Origin of the sequence: Kitasatospora sp. NPDC086801, from assembly GCF_044745805.1 — a bacterium.
Lineage (GTDB): Bacteria > Actinomycetota > Actinomycetes > Streptomycetales > Streptomycetaceae > Kitasatospora.
The window spans coordinates 20,554-38,024 of the sequence record NZ_JBIVAX010000054.1 but is presented as its reverse complement, the minus strand read 5'-3'; the positions used below and the strand labels follow the sequence as shown (position 1 = coordinate 38,024).

At 73.4% G+C, this 17,471-nt stretch carries 17 protein-coding genes; 11 read left to right on the top strand and 6 right to left on the bottom strand.

Going from position 1 to position 17,471, the window contains the following annotated elements; translation table 11 throughout:
* Positions 1 to 673 precede the first annotated feature (673 nt).
* The 4 genes from ACIPLC_RS34500 to ACIPLC_RS34485 form a co-directional block, all read right to left on the bottom strand.
* Complete coding sequence (locus ACIPLC_RS34500) at positions 674 to 1,453, bottom strand: hypothetical protein (protein ID WP_400476993.1); 780 nt, start codon at positions 1,451 to 1,453, stop codon at positions 674 to 676.
* A 262-nt stretch (positions 1,454 to 1,715) separates the two neighbouring features.
* On the bottom strand, positions 1,716 to 2,213 hold the full coding sequence (locus ACIPLC_RS34495) for a universal stress protein (RefSeq protein ID WP_400476992.1): 498 nt from the start codon (positions 2,211 to 2,213) through the stop codon (positions 1,716 to 1,718).
* A 260-nt stretch (positions 2,214 to 2,473) separates the two neighbouring features.
* Positions 2,474 to 2,947 (bottom strand): nucleoside deaminase, encoded by a 474-nt coding sequence (locus tag ACIPLC_RS34490; protein ID WP_400476991.1) that lies wholly within the window; start codon positions 2,945 to 2,947, stop codon positions 2,474 to 2,476.
* A 107-nt stretch (positions 2,948 to 3,054) separates the two neighbouring features.
* A complete protein-coding gene (locus tag ACIPLC_RS34485; protein ID WP_400476990.1) occupies positions 3,055 to 4,335 on the bottom strand; it encodes an MFS transporter in 1,281 nt (426 codons plus the stop codon).
* A 77-nt stretch (positions 4,336 to 4,412) separates the two neighbouring features.
* Here ACIPLC_RS34485 and ACIPLC_RS34480 point away from each other — a divergent pair, with 77 nt between their 5' ends.
* The 4 genes from ACIPLC_RS34480 (at position 4,413) to ACIPLC_RS34465 (ending at position 7,909) form a co-directional block, all read left to right on the top strand.
* Positions 4,413 to 4,775, top strand: coding sequence for a MerR family transcriptional regulator (locus ACIPLC_RS34480; RefSeq protein ID WP_400476989.1), 363 nt, complete (start codon positions 4,413 to 4,415; stop codon positions 4,773 to 4,775).
* Positions 4,776 to 4,857: 82 nt separating this feature from the next.
* Positions 4,858 to 5,664 (top strand): alpha/beta fold hydrolase, encoded by an 807-nt coding sequence (locus ACIPLC_RS34475; protein ID WP_400476988.1) that lies wholly within the window; start codon positions 4,858 to 4,860, stop codon positions 5,662 to 5,664.
* A gap of 63 nt (positions 5,665 to 5,727) precedes the next feature.
* Complete coding sequence (locus ACIPLC_RS34470) at positions 5,728 to 6,591, top strand: TIGR04222 domain-containing membrane protein (RefSeq protein ID WP_400476987.1); 864 nt, start codon at positions 5,728 to 5,730, stop codon at positions 6,589 to 6,591.
* 361 nt (positions 6,592 to 6,952) lie between these two features.
* Positions 6,953 to 7,909 (top strand): alpha/beta fold hydrolase, encoded by a 957-nt coding sequence (locus tag ACIPLC_RS34465; protein WP_400476986.1) that lies wholly within the window; start codon positions 6,953 to 6,955, stop codon positions 7,907 to 7,909.
* 169 nt (positions 7,910 to 8,078) lie between these two features.
* On the opposite strand, the gene ACIPLC_RS34460 is transcribed toward ACIPLC_RS34465, so the two are convergent.
* Together ACIPLC_RS34460 and ACIPLC_RS34455 are read right to left on the bottom strand one after the other, a co-directional pair.
* Positions 8,079 to 8,810, bottom strand: a complete 732-nt coding sequence (locus ACIPLC_RS34460) for an SDR family NAD(P)-dependent oxidoreductase (RefSeq protein WP_400476985.1) — start codon at positions 8,808 to 8,810, stop codon at positions 8,079 to 8,081.
* 226 nt (positions 8,811 to 9,036) lie between these two features.
* The gene (locus ACIPLC_RS34455; RefSeq protein WP_400476984.1) at positions 9,037 to 9,342 is read right to left on the bottom strand and encodes a GNAT family N-acetyltransferase; all 306 of its coding nucleotides are present in this window, start codon (positions 9,340 to 9,342) and stop codon (positions 9,037 to 9,039) included.
* A gap of 551 nt (positions 9,343 to 9,893) precedes the next feature.
* On the opposite strand from ACIPLC_RS34455, the gene ACIPLC_RS34450 reads away from it, so the two are divergent.
* The 7 genes from ACIPLC_RS34450 (at position 9,894) to ACIPLC_RS34420 (ending at position 17,450) form a co-directional block, all read left to right on the top strand.
* Positions 9,894 to 10,745 (top strand): class I SAM-dependent methyltransferase, encoded by an 852-nt coding sequence (locus tag ACIPLC_RS34450; RefSeq protein ID WP_400476983.1) that lies wholly within the window; start codon positions 9,894 to 9,896, stop codon positions 10,743 to 10,745.
* A 256-nt stretch (positions 10,746 to 11,001) separates the two neighbouring features.
* Positions 11,002 to 11,427, top strand: a complete 426-nt coding sequence (locus tag ACIPLC_RS34445; protein ID WP_400476982.1) for a hypothetical protein — start codon at positions 11,002 to 11,004, stop codon at positions 11,425 to 11,427.
* Between the two features lie 127 nt (positions 11,428 to 11,554).
* Positions 11,555 to 12,112 (top strand): DUF4303 domain-containing protein, encoded by a 558-nt coding sequence (locus ACIPLC_RS34440; protein ID WP_400476981.1) that lies wholly within the window; start codon positions 11,555 to 11,557, stop codon positions 12,110 to 12,112.
* Between the two features lie 552 nt (positions 12,113 to 12,664).
* Positions 12,665 to 14,614 (top strand): prolyl oligopeptidase family serine peptidase, encoded by a 1,950-nt coding sequence (locus ACIPLC_RS34435; RefSeq protein ID WP_400476980.1) that lies wholly within the window; start codon positions 12,665 to 12,667, stop codon positions 14,612 to 14,614.
* Positions 14,611 to 14,772 carry a hypothetical protein gene (locus ACIPLC_RS34430; RefSeq protein WP_400476979.1) on the top strand — a complete coding sequence of 54 codons (162 nt, stop codon included), beginning with the start codon at positions 14,611 to 14,613 and terminating at the stop codon, positions 14,770 to 14,772. The genes ACIPLC_RS34435 and ACIPLC_RS34430 overlap by 4 nt, the downstream gene beginning before the upstream one ends.
* 79 nt (positions 14,773 to 14,851) lie before the next feature.
* The gene (locus ACIPLC_RS34425) at positions 14,852 to 16,795 is read left to right on the top strand and encodes a RiPP maturation radical SAM C-methyltransferase (RefSeq protein WP_400476978.1); all 1,944 of its coding nucleotides are present in this window, start codon (positions 14,852 to 14,854) and stop codon (positions 16,793 to 16,795) included.
* On the top strand, positions 16,776 to 17,450 hold the full coding sequence (locus tag ACIPLC_RS34420) for a DUF5825 family protein (RefSeq protein WP_400476977.1): 675 nt from the start codon (positions 16,776 to 16,778) through the stop codon (positions 17,448 to 17,450). Before ACIPLC_RS34425 ends, ACIPLC_RS34420 begins: the two co-directional genes overlap by 20 nt.
* The last annotated feature ends 21 nt before the right edge of the window (positions 17,451 to 17,471 follow it).

Genomic DNA, 17,471 nt, shown 5'->3' with positions numbered 1-17,471 from the left:
GCCGGGGGTGAGAAGAGCGGTACCCGCCGTCGTGGCAGTCCTGCGGAACGAGGATGGCGGTGGTGCCCCCTGGTGACGGCCGCGGTCTCCCCGCCGCGGTGCGGCCACGAACTTTACCAGGGCTTTTAGGTCTATTGACATGCCATTGACTCGTTCGGTCCGGTGGCGGTGGCGGGTTGATCGGGTGGGTGCTGAACGGCGACGCCGGGCAGGGGGGTATCCCGGCCGACTGAAGGGTTGTCATCGGGAGAGAGCGCTGGGGGGGGGGGGGGGGGGGGGGCGCGGGGGGGGGGGGGGGGGGGGGGGGGGGGGGGGGGGGGGGGGGGGGGGGGGGGGGGGGGGGGGGGGGGGGCGGGGGGGGGGGGGGGGTTTTTGGGGTGGGTGTGTAACGGGGCCCCGGGGGGGGGGGGTTACCCGGCCCCCTTTTGGGTTTTAATGGGGTGTTTGGGGGGGGCGCCCCCCCCCCCCCCCCCCCCGCAATCGGTGCTTCCTCGCGCTGGTCATCGGCTCCTCAGATGGAACCGGTCTCGCGGCCAGGCTCGCCAGGCCGCTCGCGGAACGCTTCGGGCGGCGGCATCCAGCGGCACGTGGGCGGGTAGGCGCGTGGACTCGTGGACGGCGGCGGCGGGCTCTCGCCCGATGGCGGTGGTCGCCTCGGTGAGGGGTGCGGGTGTCAGGCTGCTGCCCGGCCGACGTCCCGGGAGAGTTCGAGGCCGAGGACGCGGTCCACGCGCACGAAGGTCTCGAACCTGGCGCCGGCCGGCTCGGTGCCGGCGGCAGTGTGCTCCAGCACGTCCAGAGCGGTGCTGGTGTCCAGGTCGTCGCCGAAGGCGGCACGGGCGCGGCGCACGGGGTCGGTGAGTGAGGGGAGGGAGGGTTCCTCGGACCACTGGGCGACCAGTTGCCGCCAGCGGTCGAGCGCCCGCTGGGCGTCGGTGAGCAGGGGGTCGGCGAGGTCCACCGACGCCCGATAGGGGTGGCGCAGTAGTGCGAGCCGGACGGCGAGCGGTTCCGCGGTGAGGGCGTCGAGGAAGCCCAGCGGCGTCTCGGCGGTCCCGGGGACCGGCGGTCGGGCGGGGGCGACGGTGAGCACGGTCCCGGCGGACCGGTCGGTGTCCGTGCCGGATGCCAGGATGCGCAGGTCGGCGGAGCCGTCGTCCTCGGTGCTGTCGGGCGGGCGGACGCCCAGCCGGTAGGCCTCGCGGGCGGGTGCCTCGGCCAGGGGAGCGGGCAGGGGAGCGGGCAGGTCGGGGAGCACCCACGTGAGGCTGACCTGGAGGTCTCCGCCGAACTCGCCGACGCGCCGCAGCACGTCGGCGACGAGCAGGGCGCGCAGGTCCGAGAGGTCGAACGGGCGCGCCGGGTGTCCGGCGTGGACGGTGACGCGCAGCAGGCCGCGGTGGGCCGGGTGGATGTCGCAGCTTCGGCCGGTACGGCTATCGGTGAGACGCAAGAAGTCCTCCCGGGACGGGTCGCGCTCAGCGGGCACGAGGGCGGCTGCCCGTGTCGGACGGAGGTCTGTTGTCCTCCCCAGTGTCACCCGGTGTCCGCCCCAGTGTCACCCGGGCCGGGCGCGGTGGTCGTGCGGGGGCCGCTCAGGTGGTCGGCGAACGCACGAAGGACCTCACCGCTCCGGCGTCCGTCGCCCCGGCCTCGCCCGGCTGCATCGAGGCCTGCTCTCCTCGGGGCCGGTCCACGGGTGGCGTGCTGCCGGTTCACGTGGCCTGGGCCTCGGGGCCGGGCGGTACGACGACGACGGGAACGTGGGCGTGGTGGATGACCTCGGTGCTGGTCGAGCCGAGCGCGAGCCGGCCCCAGACGCCGGCACCGCGGGTCCCCACGACGAGGAGGCTCGCGTCCCGGCTCTCCTCCAGCAGGACCTGCGCGGGCCGGCCTCGATCGCAGCGGACCTCGACCTCGACCAGAGGTTCGCCGACCTGCTGCCGCAACTCGTCGACGGAGTCCGTCACCTCACGCGCGACGATGTCGTGCAGGTGCGTCGTCAGCCCGCCGATCCTGGGCCAGGCAGGCGTACCCAGGTCCGACTGCCCGGTGTGGCCGGAGCCGGGGCCGAAGGCACAGACGGCCCGCACGGTGACGCCGCGCAGCTGTGCCTCGCGGAGAGCGAAGAGCACGGCCCGGCGGGCGGCTTCCGAGCCGTCGGTGCCGACCACCACAGGGCCGGCGGGACCGGGAGTGGAAGCGTTGCTCATGGTGACCTCCGACGGTGTGCGGCCGGTGAGCGGGCGGGGGCGGTGAGTGAGCGGGGGCGGTGAGTGAGCGGGGGCGGTGAGTGAGCGGGCGGGCGGCCTCGGCGGGGCGGCCCGAGCCCGGGGAGCGGCGGTCGCCGGCCGGCCCGCCGTCTCCAGGATCCCCCGGCCGCCGCGCCATGGCACGTCCGGCCGGCGGCCGCCGACCGCCGGCCGCCGACCTCCAAGCGCCGACCGCCGACCGCCGGCTCCCGACCAACCGGCTATCCCCAGTACCCCGCGTGCACCGCGGAGGCCTCCTCGAAGAGGTGCGGTCCCGAGACCTCCACGGTGTTGCCTCCGGCCGCGAAGACCTGGCGGCACGGCAGGTCGAGCACGGGTTCCTCCGGATCCGCCTCCGCAAGGACGTTCAGCTCGGTCGCGGCGAGCGCGTAGACGACCCGTCGGATCCCGCTCCAGTAGATCGCGCCGGCGCACATCGCGCACGGTTCGGTGCTCGTGTACAGGACGGCCTCGGTGAGCTGGGCCGGGGACAGCGTGCGCGAGGCCTGGCGGATCAGATTGGTCTCCGCGTGGGCGGTGACGTCGCGGTCCGTCAGCACGGTGTTCTCGGCCGTGAGCAGGACGTTGTGGGCGGGATCGGTCAGCAGCGCGCCGAAAGGATGGTTGCCGTGTTCCCGGGCGCGGGCCGCGAGCTCGATGGCCGCGAGCAGGTGGGTGCGGGTGTGGTCGGCCATGACGTACTCCTCAGCGGTGGGCCAGATGAAGAGGTTGAACGTATAACGCCGCACGGGGTCCGATCGGCACCAGGAGTCGCCGGACGTGGTGGAAACGGACGTAGGTGTCAACGCGCCCAGCCGGTGGGGCGGTCGGTGGGGCGGTCGGTGGAGCGGTCGGTGGGGCGGGGGAATCCGTGGCGGTGGGAGGCGGCGGTGACGCTCAGGGCGGCGGCGAGCAGGGCCAGGGCGGACCAGGGCAACGTGTTCGGGCCGCCGCGGTCGAGGAGGAGGCCGCCGGCCAGCGCGGCGCCGGCGATGCCGAGGTTCCAGCAGGTGACGAGCAGGGACTGGGCGATGTCCCCGGTCGGGCCGGCCGCGTCGGCCACCGCCGTCTGGAGGAGGGTGGCGGCGCCACCGAAGGCGAGGCCCCAGACCGCGGCGCTGCCGTAGACGGGCCAGGAGACGCCGGTGAGCAGGGCAGCGGCGACGGACAGGGCCGCGGCGGAGAGGAGGGCGCAGGCGGCGATCGTCAGGGTGCGCAGGTGGCGGTCGATCAGCGCCCCGGTGCCGAGGATGCTCACCAGGGAGGACAGACCGAGGACGAGCAGGACGGTGTCGGTTCGGCCGCCGAGCGCCAGGGGTGCGAGCAGCGCGGCGATGTACGTGTAGAGCAGGTTGTGGGCGAGGACGAACGCCGCCGTGACGGTGAGGACGGCCGCCACCCCCGGGATCCGCAGCACCCGCCGGACGGGGGTGCGGGCGTGGCCGGGCCGCCCCGGGACGGCCGGGAGAGCGGCGAGCATCCAGGCGGTGAGTGCCACGGCGACGGCGCTCATCAGTCCGAAGGTGGTGCGCCAGCCCACCAGCGCGGCGACCAGGGTGCCGGCGGGCACGCCCACCGACAGGGCGACCGTCGAGCCGCCCATGGCGACGGCCATCGCCCTGCCGCGCTGCTCCGGCGCGACGATGCTGCGGGCGTACCCGGCCAGCAGGGCCCAGAGCAGGCCTGCGACCAGGCCCGCGGCGAAGCGCGCCGCCATGGTGAGGGGGTAGTTCGTCGAGATCGCGGTGACGGCGTTGGCCGCGGCGAAGCCGCCGACGGCTGTCAGCAGCAGGCGCTTGCGCGGCCAGTCGGCGGTTGCGGCGGTCAGCGGTATGGCGGCCGCGATGGAACCGGCCGCGTAGAGCGTGACGGACTGCCCGGCGCCGGACTGGCTGACGCCGAGGTCCGTACTCATGGCGGGCAGCACGCCGGCGGGCAGGGCCTCGGTCATGATGGTGACGAATCCGGCGGTGCTCAGGGCCAGCAGGCTGGGCCAGGGAAGCCGGGCGGCGGGTGGGTCCGAGGGCCGGGGCAGCCGGGTGGCGGGCGGGTTCGTGGGGCTGGGGGAGTGGAGTTCGGGCATGGGCCAGATCGTCTATCCTTGACATCCATGTCAAGGTCCAGTCCGGAACGGCACCGGCCGGGCGTGAGGGTGGTCACATGCGTATCGGCGAACTAGCCCAGCTGACGGACACTCCTCCGCGTCTGCTGCGCTACTACGAGCAGCAGGGCCTGATCACCGCATACCGGGAGGCGAACGGCTACCGCGCCTACGACGACTACCTCGTCGACCGGGTCCTGCAGATCCGCGGGCTCCTGGACGCCGGACTGCCCACGCGGATCATCAAGCAGATCCTGCCCTGCCTGGACAGCCCGCGGACGATCCACTTCGCCGACGCCACACCGGAGATGATCGGCACCCTGGAGTCCGAGACGGAGCGGATGACCCGTCGGATCCAGTGCCTGACCCGCAACCGCGATGCCATCCGGGAGTACCTCGCCGAGGTCAAGAGCCGTGCCTGAGGTGTGCGTCGGCGTCGAGATGCGCTGCGGGCGGCTTCTCGGCTTGACCTTGCCATTGGTGTGATGGTTGGACCCTTCCGTCATGACCGACTCCGCCATCCGGCACCTCGAATTCGGCGACGGCACACCGCTCGTCATGATCCACGGCTACACCGTCGACCACCGGGTCCTGCTCCCCCTCGAACCCGCCTTCGCCGACCGCCCCGGGTGGCGGCGGTTCTACCTCGACCTCCCCGGCCACGGCACCAGCCCCCGGCTGCCGGGGACGACCTCGGCGGCCACCCTGGCCGACGCCGTCTTCGACTGGATCCACGCCGAACTGGGTGAGCAGCCCTTCGCCGTGGTCGGGCAGTCGTTCGGCGGACAGCTGGCCCGGTCGGTGACGGCGAGGTTCGGGACGCAGGTCCTGGGCTCGGCGCTGCTCGTACCGGTCGTGCACTGGGGCCCCGACCGGACCCTGCCCGCCGTGACCGTGGCCGAGCGCGACGACGAGCTCCTCGACCGGCTCCCGCCCGCCGACCGCGAACTCTTCGGCCTCGTCATGGCCCGCCACACCACGCGCAACTGGAAGCTCTTCGAACAGTACGTCCGGCCGGGATGGCGCGCGCACGACCCGGCGGCCGCCGCCGAACTCGAAGCCGACTTCCTGCTGCCGCACTGGCCCGAACACCGCGCGCCGGAGCACCAGGGCCGGCACCTGCTGGTCACCACCCGGCAGGACGCCCTGGTGGGCTGGCGCGACCAACTCGCCCTGCTCGACCACTACCCCCGGATGGCGGCGACGGTGCTCGACGGCGTCGGCCACAACCCGCAGGTCGAGTGCGCCGAGACCGTCCAGGGCCTGATCGGCTCCTGGCTCGACACGCTGCCCCGACCTGCCGGCCAGTGAGCGGAACGGCACCCCTCGGCTCGGGGCCGTTGAGGGAGGGCAGGGCGCTCCCGGCGCCCCGGCGTGGCCCTTCTCGTGGCCGCCGGACCCGGCTACCGCGCGGCGTTGCGGGAACTGCACCGTGCGGAGCGGGAGGCGGAAGGAGCGGAGAACGTTGAGCGGCTGTACGAACTGGCCTGCCTCGCCCGGCACGTGGGCGAGACCGCGCTCCTGCTGATGTACGAACGCGGCGACCTCGTCGCCTCCCGCTCGGGTGAGGTGACCGCCACTCGCCGGGGCCGGAAGAACGACTTCGAGGCCGCCGTGGTGGCCTCCGTCGGGCGGGGCCAGACCCGTGATCTGCTGCACGTGCTGGCGGAGGTGGAAACGGGCTCGGCGGCCGCCGCCCTGCGGCAGCGGATCGCCGGCCGAGGTCTGCTGCAGGACGAGGGACTGTACCGGCGCGCCGTGAAGGCTCGCACCCGGCTGCGGGTGGCGCTGGGTCTGGCGATGACGGCTGGCGTGGCCGCCGTGTGCTGGCTGGTCGCGGCCGGCGGGAACGGCCTGCCGACGGCGTTGGCCTTCGAGGCTCTGTGCTGCGCCGCTCTGCTGCCCGTCCGTCGGAACAGGCCCGCCCGCCGCCACACCACGGTGCTCGGCAACCGGGTGCTGGCGCAGGCCGGTGCCCAGGCCCGCTGGCGGCACAGAGGGGGAAGCGTCGCGCTCGGCGGGCTGAACGTCCTCCCGCAGGAGCACGACCTTCGGCTGGCGCTCGCCGGGTCACAGGCACGCGTGCGGGCCGTGCGCGAGGTGCTGATCGCCGCCGCCCGTGCCCGCCACGCCACCGCTGCCTCCGGGAGCGGCCACGACGGTGTCGGCCTGGGCGGTGCGTGTGGGGGCGGCGGGTGTGGAGCCGGGTGCGGGGGAGGCTGTGGCGGCGGACTGTAGACCCCGAGGTGCCGGGAAGTCCCCAGGAGGGCATGCCTCTTGAGCCGGCCGGCACTGGGCGGATTGCCTACGGAACACCTGGATCGGACAGCTGAGCGCGTTGCTCGCGAGGGCGTAGCCGTGCGGGCCATCGGGGTGACCGATCGGAGCATCGCCACGGGCGGGGCGCGGGCCGCTTTGCTGAAATGGCAACAGGCCTCGCCCTCCTCGGTGCGCGCGCAGCATGATCGGCACTGCGTCGGCACCTGAATCGGCACCGCATCGGCATAGCGCCGCCGAACAGCAGCTTGCCGAACCGAACTTGTACGCCGGATCGAGATCCCAGGAGGACCACATGTCACCGTCGCGGACCACGGGCCCCATGCACCGGTTGGTCCCCTCGCCCGCCGGCCGGATCCACCTGGTGGAGCAGGGCACCGGGCCGCTGGTCCTGCTGCTGCACGGGTTCCCGGAGTCCTGGTACTCCTGGCGTCACCAGCTGCCGGTCCTGGCCGCTGCCGGATACCGCGCGGTCGCCATCGACGTCCGCGGGTACGGGCGCTCCTCCAGGCCGGAGGACGTGACCGCGTACCGGATGCTCGACCTGGTCGAGGACAACGTCGCGGTGGTGCACGCCCTGGGTGAACGGTGCGCGGTGATCGTCGGCCACGACTGGGGTTCGACCATCGCCGCCAACTCCGCCCTGATCCGGCCGGACGTCTTCCGCGCGGTGGGGCTGCTGAGCGTTCCCTACCTCCCACGGGGCGGGCCGAGGCCCGGTGAGGCCTTTGCGCAGCTGGGCGGCGACGAGGAGTTCTACGTCTCCTACTTCCAGGAACCGGGCCGGGCCGAGACCGAGATCGAACCGGACGTGCGCGGCTGGCTCGCGGGCTTCTACGCCGCGCTGTCCGCCGACACCATGCCGGCAGCCGGCGCACCCGACCCGCACTTCGTCAGCCGCGGCGGGACACTTCGCGATCGGTTCCCCACCGGACGGCGGCCCGCCTGGCTCGGCGCGGAGGAACTCGACGTCTACGCCGGAGAGTTCGAGCGAACCGGCATGAGCGGAGCGCTGGGCCGCTATCGGAACATGGACCGGGACTGGGAGGACCTCGCCGACTTCGACGGTGCCCCCGTCACCCAGCCCTCCCTGTTCATCGGCGGAAGCCTGGACGCCTCCACCACCTGGCTGGCCGACGCGATCGCGGCCTACCCCGCCACCCTGCCCGGCCTGCTCTCCTGCCACGTCCTCGACGGCGGCGGACACTGGATCCAGCAGGAACGCCCCGCCGAGGTCAACCGGCTCCTGACCGACTGGCTCGCGTCCCTGCCCTCCTGACCCTCCTGAGCGGAGGTCCGGTGCGTGCCCGGCCGGCTCGTGGTCATGGCCGTCGCCAGCCGTGGGCGGCAGGTGCGGGCGGCAGGCGTGGGCTCGCCGGTCGGGTCGAGCTCGCGGTCCGTCAGCGCCGCGGAGTTCCGGAGCGCCGCGGTGTTCCGGAGTGCCGCGCTCACCACGGCACCGTTCGGCCGAGGTAGTCGACGTAGTGCAGGCCCGGGCTGCTCCGGAGGGCGTCGAGCGTCCTGACCACGTTCGGGATGCTCTCGTCGATGCCGAGCAGGGCGTCCGGGCCGCCCAGGTCGGTGCGCACCCAGCCGGGGGCCATGAGGACCAGGGGCCGGGGTTCGCCGCTGTGCCGCGCCGCGTAACTGCGCATGAACGTGTTGAGCGCGGCCTTGCTGCCGCGGTACACCTCGTGGCCGCCGCTCTCGTTGTTGGCCACGCTGCCCTGGCCCGAGGACATCACCGCGATCGTGCCTGCGGGTTCGACGAGGTCCTGGAGGGCCTCGATGACGCGCAGCGGGCTCAGCGCGTTGGTGACCATGACCCGGACGAACTCCTCGGTGGGGGTCTGCGCCACCGTGTCATCGGGCTGGTCCGCGACGCCGGCGTTCACGAAGAGCAGGTCGAACATCCGGTGGGCCAGGCGGCCGTTCAGCGCCGCGATCTGCTCGGGCTCGGTGATGTCGACGGTCTCGATCTCGACCTGTCCGGCGTAGGTGTCGGCGAGCTCGTGCAGACCGGTCCGGCCCGAGCCGCGTACGGTGGCCACGACCTGCCAGCCGGCTCGTGCCCACTCCCGGGCCAGCGCGAGGCCCAGACCCCGGGACGCGCCGATCAGGAGCACGCTCCTGCCCAGGGACGGCGGTTCGGAGCGACTGCCTGAGTTGGTTGTAGACATAACAACGAGTGTGCGAGGCATCACTACGTCCGGCAAGCCGCGTCCTCGGCTGGGAGGTCAGCGGGGACATCGGCGGGGACGTCGGCGATCCGGGGCCGGGGCGTCTCCGCTTCCTCGCTGTGGCACCTGCCGTCGTGCGCGCGGACGAGCGCGGGCCGGGCCGTGGCCGAGGCAGGGGCAGGGGCGGAGGCGGGACGGTGCGGAGGAGCCCCGCCGGACCAGCGGCTCAGAGGCCGAAGCGGGCGCGGTGGGAGGCGGGGACCAGGTCGGCGTACTCGGGGTGCTTGGTGATCCAGCCGCGGATGAAGGGGCAGTAGGGCAGCACGGAGAGTGCCTGCTCGCGGGCCGTGTCCAGTGCCGCGCGTGCCAGCCGGCCGGCCAGGCCGCGGCCCTCGAAGCGCGGGTCGATCTCGGTGTGGATGAAGGCGATCTCGTCGCCGGAGCGGTGGTACTCGGCGAAGCCGGCGAGTTCTCCGCCGTCCTGGATCTCGAAGCGCGACTTCTCGGCGTTGTCGCTGACGAACTGGTCCATGGTTCCTCCTGCGGGTGTGGTCGTCCCGCGCCGGGGTGATCGGCGGTGGGGCGCTGCGAAGCCCACTGTAGTTGAATAATCAACATTTGTCGCCCAGTCGCCCAGTCGCCCAGTCACCCAGCGCCGGGCGAGAAACCCGTCTCCCCGAGGCCTCGCCCGGGCCCGTGCCGGGCTCATCCGACGGGCGATAACCTTGCGCAGCCGGGCGAGCGAGCAGGCCGGTCGACCGATCCGGGGGGGGGGCGGGGCGAGAGTGGCGGAAGGCGGGCGGGGCCCGGCCCTGGTCGGGCGGCGGCGGGAGACGGAGCTGCTGGCCGCGGCCCTGGTGCGGGCGGCGACCGGGAGTGACCGGGCGGGGCCTGGGGTGCGCGTCCGGCCCGCTCGAACACCTGACAGGACGTCAGGCCCGCCGCCGGCAACGGAATTGGCCGACGGTGCACCGCCTCCGCTCCGGCCGTGCACCAGGGCGGTGCGCCATGGGTTCGGGCAGTGGCCGTGGAAGCCGGCTCCCCTCATCAGGCCGTGGGATATCGACCGTCTAGGCTGGCGCGATGACTGATGAGCAGGAGCGGGTGCAGCCGTCGGGAGTGTGGGCCACGGCGGTGGGGGTGGCCAGGGTGCGGGCGCTGGAGACCGAGCGGGAGAACGCGTTGTTCCGCGACCCACTGGCACAGGCCTTCGCCACCGCCGGCGGCCTGTGGCCCTCCTCGCCGCCGCTGCCCGATGACGAGGCCGCGCGACGCCGCCGGCTGGCCGTGTCGTTCTCCATCGTCATCCGGACGAAGTTCCTCGACGACCTGTTGCAGCAGGCCTCCGCGTCCGGGGTCCGGCAGGTCGTGCTGCTCGGCGCCGGCATGGACAGCCGGGCCTTCCGGATGGACTGGCCCGAGGGCACCCGGCTGTTCGAGGTCGACACCGCCGCGCCACTGGACTTCAAGGCTTCGGTGCTGCGCCAGGAGCGGGCCGTCGCACGCTGCGAGCGGACCACCGTCGCGGTGGATCTGCGGGAGGACTGGCCGGGCGCGCTGGCCGCCGCAGGGCACGACCCGGCCGTGCCGACCGCGTGGATCGCCGAAGGACTGCTGATCTATCTGCCCGAGGACGCGGTGGAGCTCCTGCTGGCCCGGATCGGCGGGCAGTCGGCGGCAGGCAGTCGGATGGGGCTGACCTTGGGCTCGCGCGGCGTGATCGAGCGCTTCGGCGCGGACGCCGCGCCGGGATCGGCGGCGTCCATGTGGGTCTCGGAGATGCCCGACGACCCGGTGGGGTGGCTGGCCGCGCACGGCTGGGAGGCCGAAAGCCACACCCTGCGCGAGCGCGCCGCCGCCTACGGCCGCCCGATCGGCACCCCGCCGCAGCCCGAGGAGGGGCCCGGCGGACTGATCTCGGCGGTCCGCCGGTAGAGCCCCCCGGTTCCCTGGATCGGCGTGATCGAGGTCGACATCGAAGGCGGGCTCGCTCGGCTCGGCCCCACCGGCTTTCGGCCCCACCGGCTATCGGCCGCTGCGGGTGCGCGACAGCCTCTTCCGACCGGCCCTCGCCCGGTGAACGCGTGTGCGGTCAGAGCACTAGGGTGACCGCATGGCCTCACTGGGAAGTCACGCCAACGTGTGGGAGACATGCCTTCAGCTCCTGCACCGTCAGGGCTACCACCTGAAGGTGGAGCTCTCCGACGAGGAGGACGAGGAAGCACCGGACGCCTGGCTCGCCGAGAAGGACGGGTTCACCTTCTGGGCGGACAATCCGATCGAGCTGCTGGGGCTGGCTGCCGTGTACGAGGACGCGCGACCCGAGGCGGACCGGCCCTACTGGTGGTCCGCGAAGACCGTGCGGGAGCGCCCGAGCCTGCGCGAGCAACTCGTCGACGAAGCGCTCGCCGCCCAGGACGCCCGTGTGGCGGAGCTCGCCGCGCAGCGGGAGCAGGATCCGGTGGCCTGGGAGGCGGAGATCCGCGCGGCATTCTGCTGGGCCGAGGACGAGATCCATGCGGCGGTTCATCTGAAACTCCCTCGCGTGGAGATGCGGCAGATCCTTCAGGATCCGCGCCTCGCCGACCTGCGGGACCAGGATGCGCCCCAGAAGTGACCACAGTGAACTCGTCGACGGCGGGGCCGATGTGTGAACGGGGCCTCGTGCCGGGCCGCGTACGGGTTCCGTGGGTGTCCTGGGCCGGGTGGATCCGGGAATACTGGGGCCATGGGATCGCACTGTGGTGACCGGTGCCGTCGTGCCCGACGGTGAGGGCTGGCTTCGGGCAGAGGTGGAGCGGGCGGCGCGGGCAGCCTTCGCCGGGCTGCTCGATGCCCGTCCGGCTGCGGACTACTGCGGGTTCGCGTTGTATTCCGACGCCGGCGCGATGACGGTGTGCTGCGCGGCCAACACCGTCTCGCACCTGGCTCGACTGCGAGCGGAGGACCCGGCCGAGGCGGCGTACTACGAGTGGACTCCGGCGGAGTGGGCGATGGAGGGCGTCGCCGCCGAGCGGTTCGCGTCGATCTGCCGGCGACTGTACGCGGCGGGGCCGGACGACGACGGCGCGGAGTTCACGAGGTTCCGGGACACCGTGTACGACGCGTGTGTGGGGGCGCTCGAATCGCTCGTCGCCGCCGGCACCTTCGGCCCGGGCACCGATCACGTCGTGGTCTTCGCCGTCTCCGACCCCGACGACGAGGACCACGCGCGCCAAACGGAGTGGATCCGCCGCCTCAACCCGCCGGGCCAGGCCGACCGGTTCGCCCGCTGGCTCGAAACGGCCTCGGCGCAACCGTAGGGAGCGGCCGCCTCGATCAGGCCGGGCCGCCGACACCGGGCGGAGAACCGCGCACTGACAACCGGCCGAGAGTCCTCGGGCGGTCTACGGCACCCTCGAACGCCACACGCTGTCACCGGCCACGGCAGGATGACTCCCCGTCGGCCGGCGGGGCCGTGATCAGCTGCTGGTCGCCTGCTGGTCGGCTGCTGGTCGGCGGGGAGGACCGGCCGAAGCCGCGGCGGTCGTGGGCGATCACCCGGGGGCCGGCGTCCAGCGTGGGGAACCGGCTTCACCCGCGCGGTGCGACCGGGGACCGACGGCCGCCTCTGTGCCTTCCCGCCGCGCGTTCTCGGCGCATCCACGCCGCTGCCGGGCGGTATTCATTTCAGCTGTCTTTCGGCCAACTGTGCGAAAGGTCTGTTCGCGGCCGCGGGGCCCCCCTAGAGTGGCCGCGATCCTCCACAAGTGAGCGTTTCTTCACGCCAGTTCACCGGACCTTCACATCGGTTCGCCGGCCTCGGGACGTTCAGCGCAGCCTGTTCCCACCATCGAGCCGGAAGGGCCCGGTCCGTGACGCAGACGTTCCAGTCCCCCGGTTTCGCCGCACTGGCGGCCGACCGCGCGGTCGAGACGCGGCTCGTCGATGAGCGCTGGCAGGCGGTGGCCTGGGACCTGGAGACCGGGCGGCGCCGGGTGGTCACCGACCGGCCGGGAGGCGTCCACCTGAGCGAGATCGAGCCGGACGGCGACGCCATCTGGTGGTTCGACGCCGACGGCGCCGAGGAGGGGCGCTGGTGGCGCGAGCCGTTCGTGGGCGGAGCGGGCAGCGCGGCGCTGCACGGCGTGCCGCGCGGGCGTGCCTACGGCGTTGCCTTCGACCGGACGGGAGCGCTCGCGGCGGTGGCCGTCGGCGTCGACGGCGCCTCGCACTGCTACGTCGGACCGCCCGCGGGCCGGGCGCGGCTGATCGGTTCGGCGCCGGGGTACCTGAGCCTGGCCGACCTGTCGCCGGACGGTCGACTGCTCGCCCTCGGCGGGTGCCCCGACGGGGACGACTCAGTGGTCCTGTGGCCGACGGACGTCCAGGCGGACGGCCCGCTGCGGCTCGCCGGGGACCGCCGACGGCGGCTCTGGCCGATCGAGTTCAACCCGCTCGCGGGACTCGAACCGGAGCTGCTCCTGGTGGTCGAGGAGGACGAGCGGTACACCGTCGCGACCTGGCGGGCGAGCGCGGGTCTGCGAAGACACCACAGGCTGTCGTTCGACTCGCAGATATCGGCCGGCTGGTACCAGGGGCCGCGCGGGGTGCTGATCCAGCACGAGCGGGCCGGGCGGAGCCGGCTCCTCCTCGCGGACCTGGGTCCGCCGACGGGACCGGGGGCGGCGCAACAGCGGGCGGCGCAGCAGGGGGTGACGCAGCAAGGACCGGTGAGCCGAGGCCCGGCAGAACAGGACCCGGCAGAACAGGACCCGGCAGGACAGGACCCGGCAGGACAGGGCCCGGCAGGACAAGCTCCGCCTACCCGCGAGCTCAGCACACCCGGCGGCACGATCCACGACCTGTCCTGCGCCCCGGACGGCACCCTGCACTGCGTCTGGAGCCGGGAGTCGACACCGCCCCGCCCGCTGGTCCTGCGCCCCGGCACGGAGCCGGCGCACCATCTCGATCCGGACCGGGGCGACACCTCCCGCAGCCGGCGCTGGACGCCCCGGCCGTACGGGCGGATCCACAGCTTCGTCAGCACGCCGGCCGGCCAGGGCCCGTGGCCGACCCTCTTCCTGGTCCACGGCGGCCCCGCCACCCACGACCGGGACTCCTACGACCCGCGGGTGAACGCCCTGGTGGGCCACGGCTACGCGGTGGTGCGCACCAACTACCGCGGCTCCACCGGCTACGGCGCCCGCTGGCAGCACGACTACGGCCACCGGGTCGGGCTGGCGCAGGTCGAGGACCTGGCCGCCGTCCGCGCGGAGCTGGTCGCCGACGGTACGGCGCTCGCGGAGCGCACCGGCCTGTGCGGATTCTCGTGGGGCGGCTACCTGACCCTGCTGGCGATGGGCGCGCAGCCGGACCTGTGGTCGCTCGGCATGGCCGCTCAGCCGATCGCGGACTACCCCGCCACCTACCGCACCACCACCCCCGCCCTGCGCGAGGTCGACCGGCAGCTCTTCGGCGGGACCCCGGACGAGGTCCCCGAGCGCTACCGCGCGGCCGACCCGCGATCGTACGTGCACCGAGTTCGCTCGCCCGTCCTGCTGGTCGCCTCGCGGACCGACGAGCGGTGCCCGCCCGGCCAGGTCGCCGGATACGCCGCGGACCTGCGCCGACTGGCGGTGCCGCACGAGCTGCTCTGGGTGGACGGCGGCCACTACAGCCGCCGGACCGCCGACCACCGATCGGTGCTGGCCGCGATGGTCCGGTTCGCCGAGCACGCCTGGCCGCCACCGTTCCCCCTGCCACCTGGGGGCAACCGCCCCGAGGTACCCGCCGATCCGATGGAAGGAGGTGAACAGCCATGAAGCGACGCAGCATTCAGAACGACCCGATCAGCACCCCGGAGCGTGACCGGGGCGCCGTGATCGTCCAGGCCTTCGCGCTCGACCTGACCAAGGCCACAGCGGTCGCGCCCGCCCTCAAGGGGCAGCCGAAGCCGAAGCTGGAGACCAAGGGCAAGTGATCCCTCGTCGCTCCGGGGCGCCCGCGGTGCCCCGGAGCGACACCTCACCGACCGCCTGCGAACAACAGAAGTGGCCACTATGCGTATCGTCCTGCTGCACATGCCCTGGGGCGCGATCGACGTGCCGTCGCTGGCGCTCGGGATCCTGCACTCCGCCGCCGCACGGGCCGGCCACCAGGTCGACGTGCGGTACGCCAACCTGGACTTCGTGGACTGGGCTGCCGGGATCGCGGGTTTCGGCGCGGACGACTACCAGTACTTCTCCGAGAAGTCCTACTTCCAGGGCGCGGGCGACTGGGCGTTCGCCGGTGCGCTGTACGGTGACGACGGCCCGGCCCCCGGCATCGAGGACGGCATCGAGGACGGCGTCGACGGCGTCGACGGCGACGGCGAGTTCGCGAGCTACTTCGAGTACCTGGCCACCAGCGGCGCGAGCGAGCAGGAGATCGCACTGACCCGGGCCACCCGCGCGCTCGCCCCCGCGTTCATCGCCCGACTGGTCGAGGAACTCGCCGCCGACCCACCGGACCTGGTCGGCTTCACCACCACCTTCCAGCAGAACACGGCGAGCCTCGCCGCCGCGCGGCTGCTCAAGCAGCGGTGCCCGCAGGTGCGCACGGTGTTCGGCGGTGCGAACTGCGACGGTCCGCAGGGTGCCGCGCTGCACCGCAACTTCCCGTTCCTGGACTACGTGGTGCGCGGCGAGGGCGATGCCGCCTTCCCGGCACTCCTGGAGGGCGGCGACCTCTCCGCGGTCCCCGGGCTGTGCTGGCGGGACGACTCGGGGAAGTCGACGGCCAACGAGATGACGAGACGTCCGCTGCCGCCCGCCGCGATCCTGGCGCCCCGCTACGACGGCTTCTTCGAGCGGCTCGACGCCTCCGTCGCGGCCGGCTGGGTCGATCCCAAGCTGGTCCTCGAAGGTTCCCGGGGCTGCTGGTGGGGCGAGAAGCACCACTGCACCTTCTGCGGGCTCAACGGGTCCTCGATGGAGTTCCGTTCCAAGCCGCCGGCGGACTTCCTCGCCGAGCTGCTCGCGCTCGCCGAACGCCACCAGCTGTTGGACGTCTACGTGGTCGACAACATCCTGGACATGGGCTACTTCGACACCGTCCTGAAGTCGCTGGCCGAGCTCCCGGTCGATCTGCGGCTGCACTTCGAGATCAAGGCCAACCTGCGCCGCCACCAGTTCCAGCTCCTCGGCGACTCGGGCGCGGCCCAGGTGCAGCCCGGTATCGAGAGCCTGAGCACCCGGGTCCTGCGGATCATGGACAAGGGGGTGACGGGCTGCCAGAACGTCCGTGCGCTGCGGGACGCGCAGAGCGCCGGGGTCTCGGTGACGTGGAACTACCTCTACGGCTTCCCGGGGGAGCAGCCGGCCGACTACGAGTCGGTGATCCGCCAACTGCCCGTGCTGCACCACCTGGACCCGCCGACCGGCGCGGGACGGATCGCGATCGAGCGGTTCAGCCCGTACTTCGACCGCCCCGAGCTGGGCTTCGCGATCACCCGGCCGGCCTTCCAGTACCGCGCGACCTACCGCCTTCCGGAGAGCGAACTGGCCGAACTGGCCTACGTGTTCGCCGCGCCGCCGCGCGGGATCGGCGACGCACTCGCGGAGCGGCTGAGCGCGGCGGTGGACACCTGGCTCGCACAGTTCCCCGACAGCCGGCTCAGCTACCACGACGCGGGCGGGCGGATCGTGCTCGTCAACACCCGTCCCGGGTACGACTGGCGGGCGGTCGAGCTGGCCGATCCGGTGGAGCTCGCCGTCTTCCGGCTGCTGGCCCAGCCCCGCTCGACCGCCGCGCTGGCCGCCAAGGTCCCCGGCGGCGCGGCGGCGGTCGAGCCGGTGCTGGAGCGTTTCACCTCGCTGGGCCTGCTGTTCCACGACGGGGACAGCTTCCTCCAGGTCGCCGTCGAGTCCGACAACCAGGTGCTGATGCGGATGCGGCACCGGCACGGCCCGGCCGCCGTCCGTCCTCGCACCGGGGAGGTGCTCGATGCCGTCCCGATCGGCTGAACGGACCGCCGCCGCCGCCTGGCGCGCGGCCGGCCCGGAGGTCGAGCTCTGGCTCGACTACGACCCCGCCGCCAGGGAGCTGCCGGGCTTCGCGCTCGGTCGCCGCACCCTGCCCGGCCCGGCGCAGGCGGAGATCACCGAACTGCACCGCGCCGGGGTCCGCTGCCTGCGGCTGACCGAGCCGGTGCGGCTCTGCGCGGACGCGCCGGCCGCCTCCGCGCGGGCACTGATGCTGCTGCGCGAGGCGACCGGGCAGGGGCTGGCCGTGCGCTGGCAGGCGGTCTGCACGGACGGCTGCGCAGCGCAGCGCCGGTTCCACCACCTGTACCCGCCCGAGCAGTTGACCGGCGGCCCACCGGACGTCGTCGCCGACTGGCGCGCCACGTACTACCCGAGCAAGTGCGTCTTCCGGCGCGGCCCCGGCTTCGTCGAGGTGCGCGACCGCCGGTTCGGGACGCTGGAGCTGTTCACCATCGACGAGCCGGGCCACCTGGCACAGGTGGAAGCGCTGGCCGAGGGCGTCGAGGTCGGCCTGCTGCCGGACGCCGTCCGCCGGGACTTCGCCGCGGCCGGTCTGATCGCCGAGCAGGCCGGCCGCGCATGGTTCCTGCCCATGCGGGTACGTCGCTGGCCCTTCCCGTCGCTGACGGTGTAGCCGCGCAACCGCGAGAGTTTC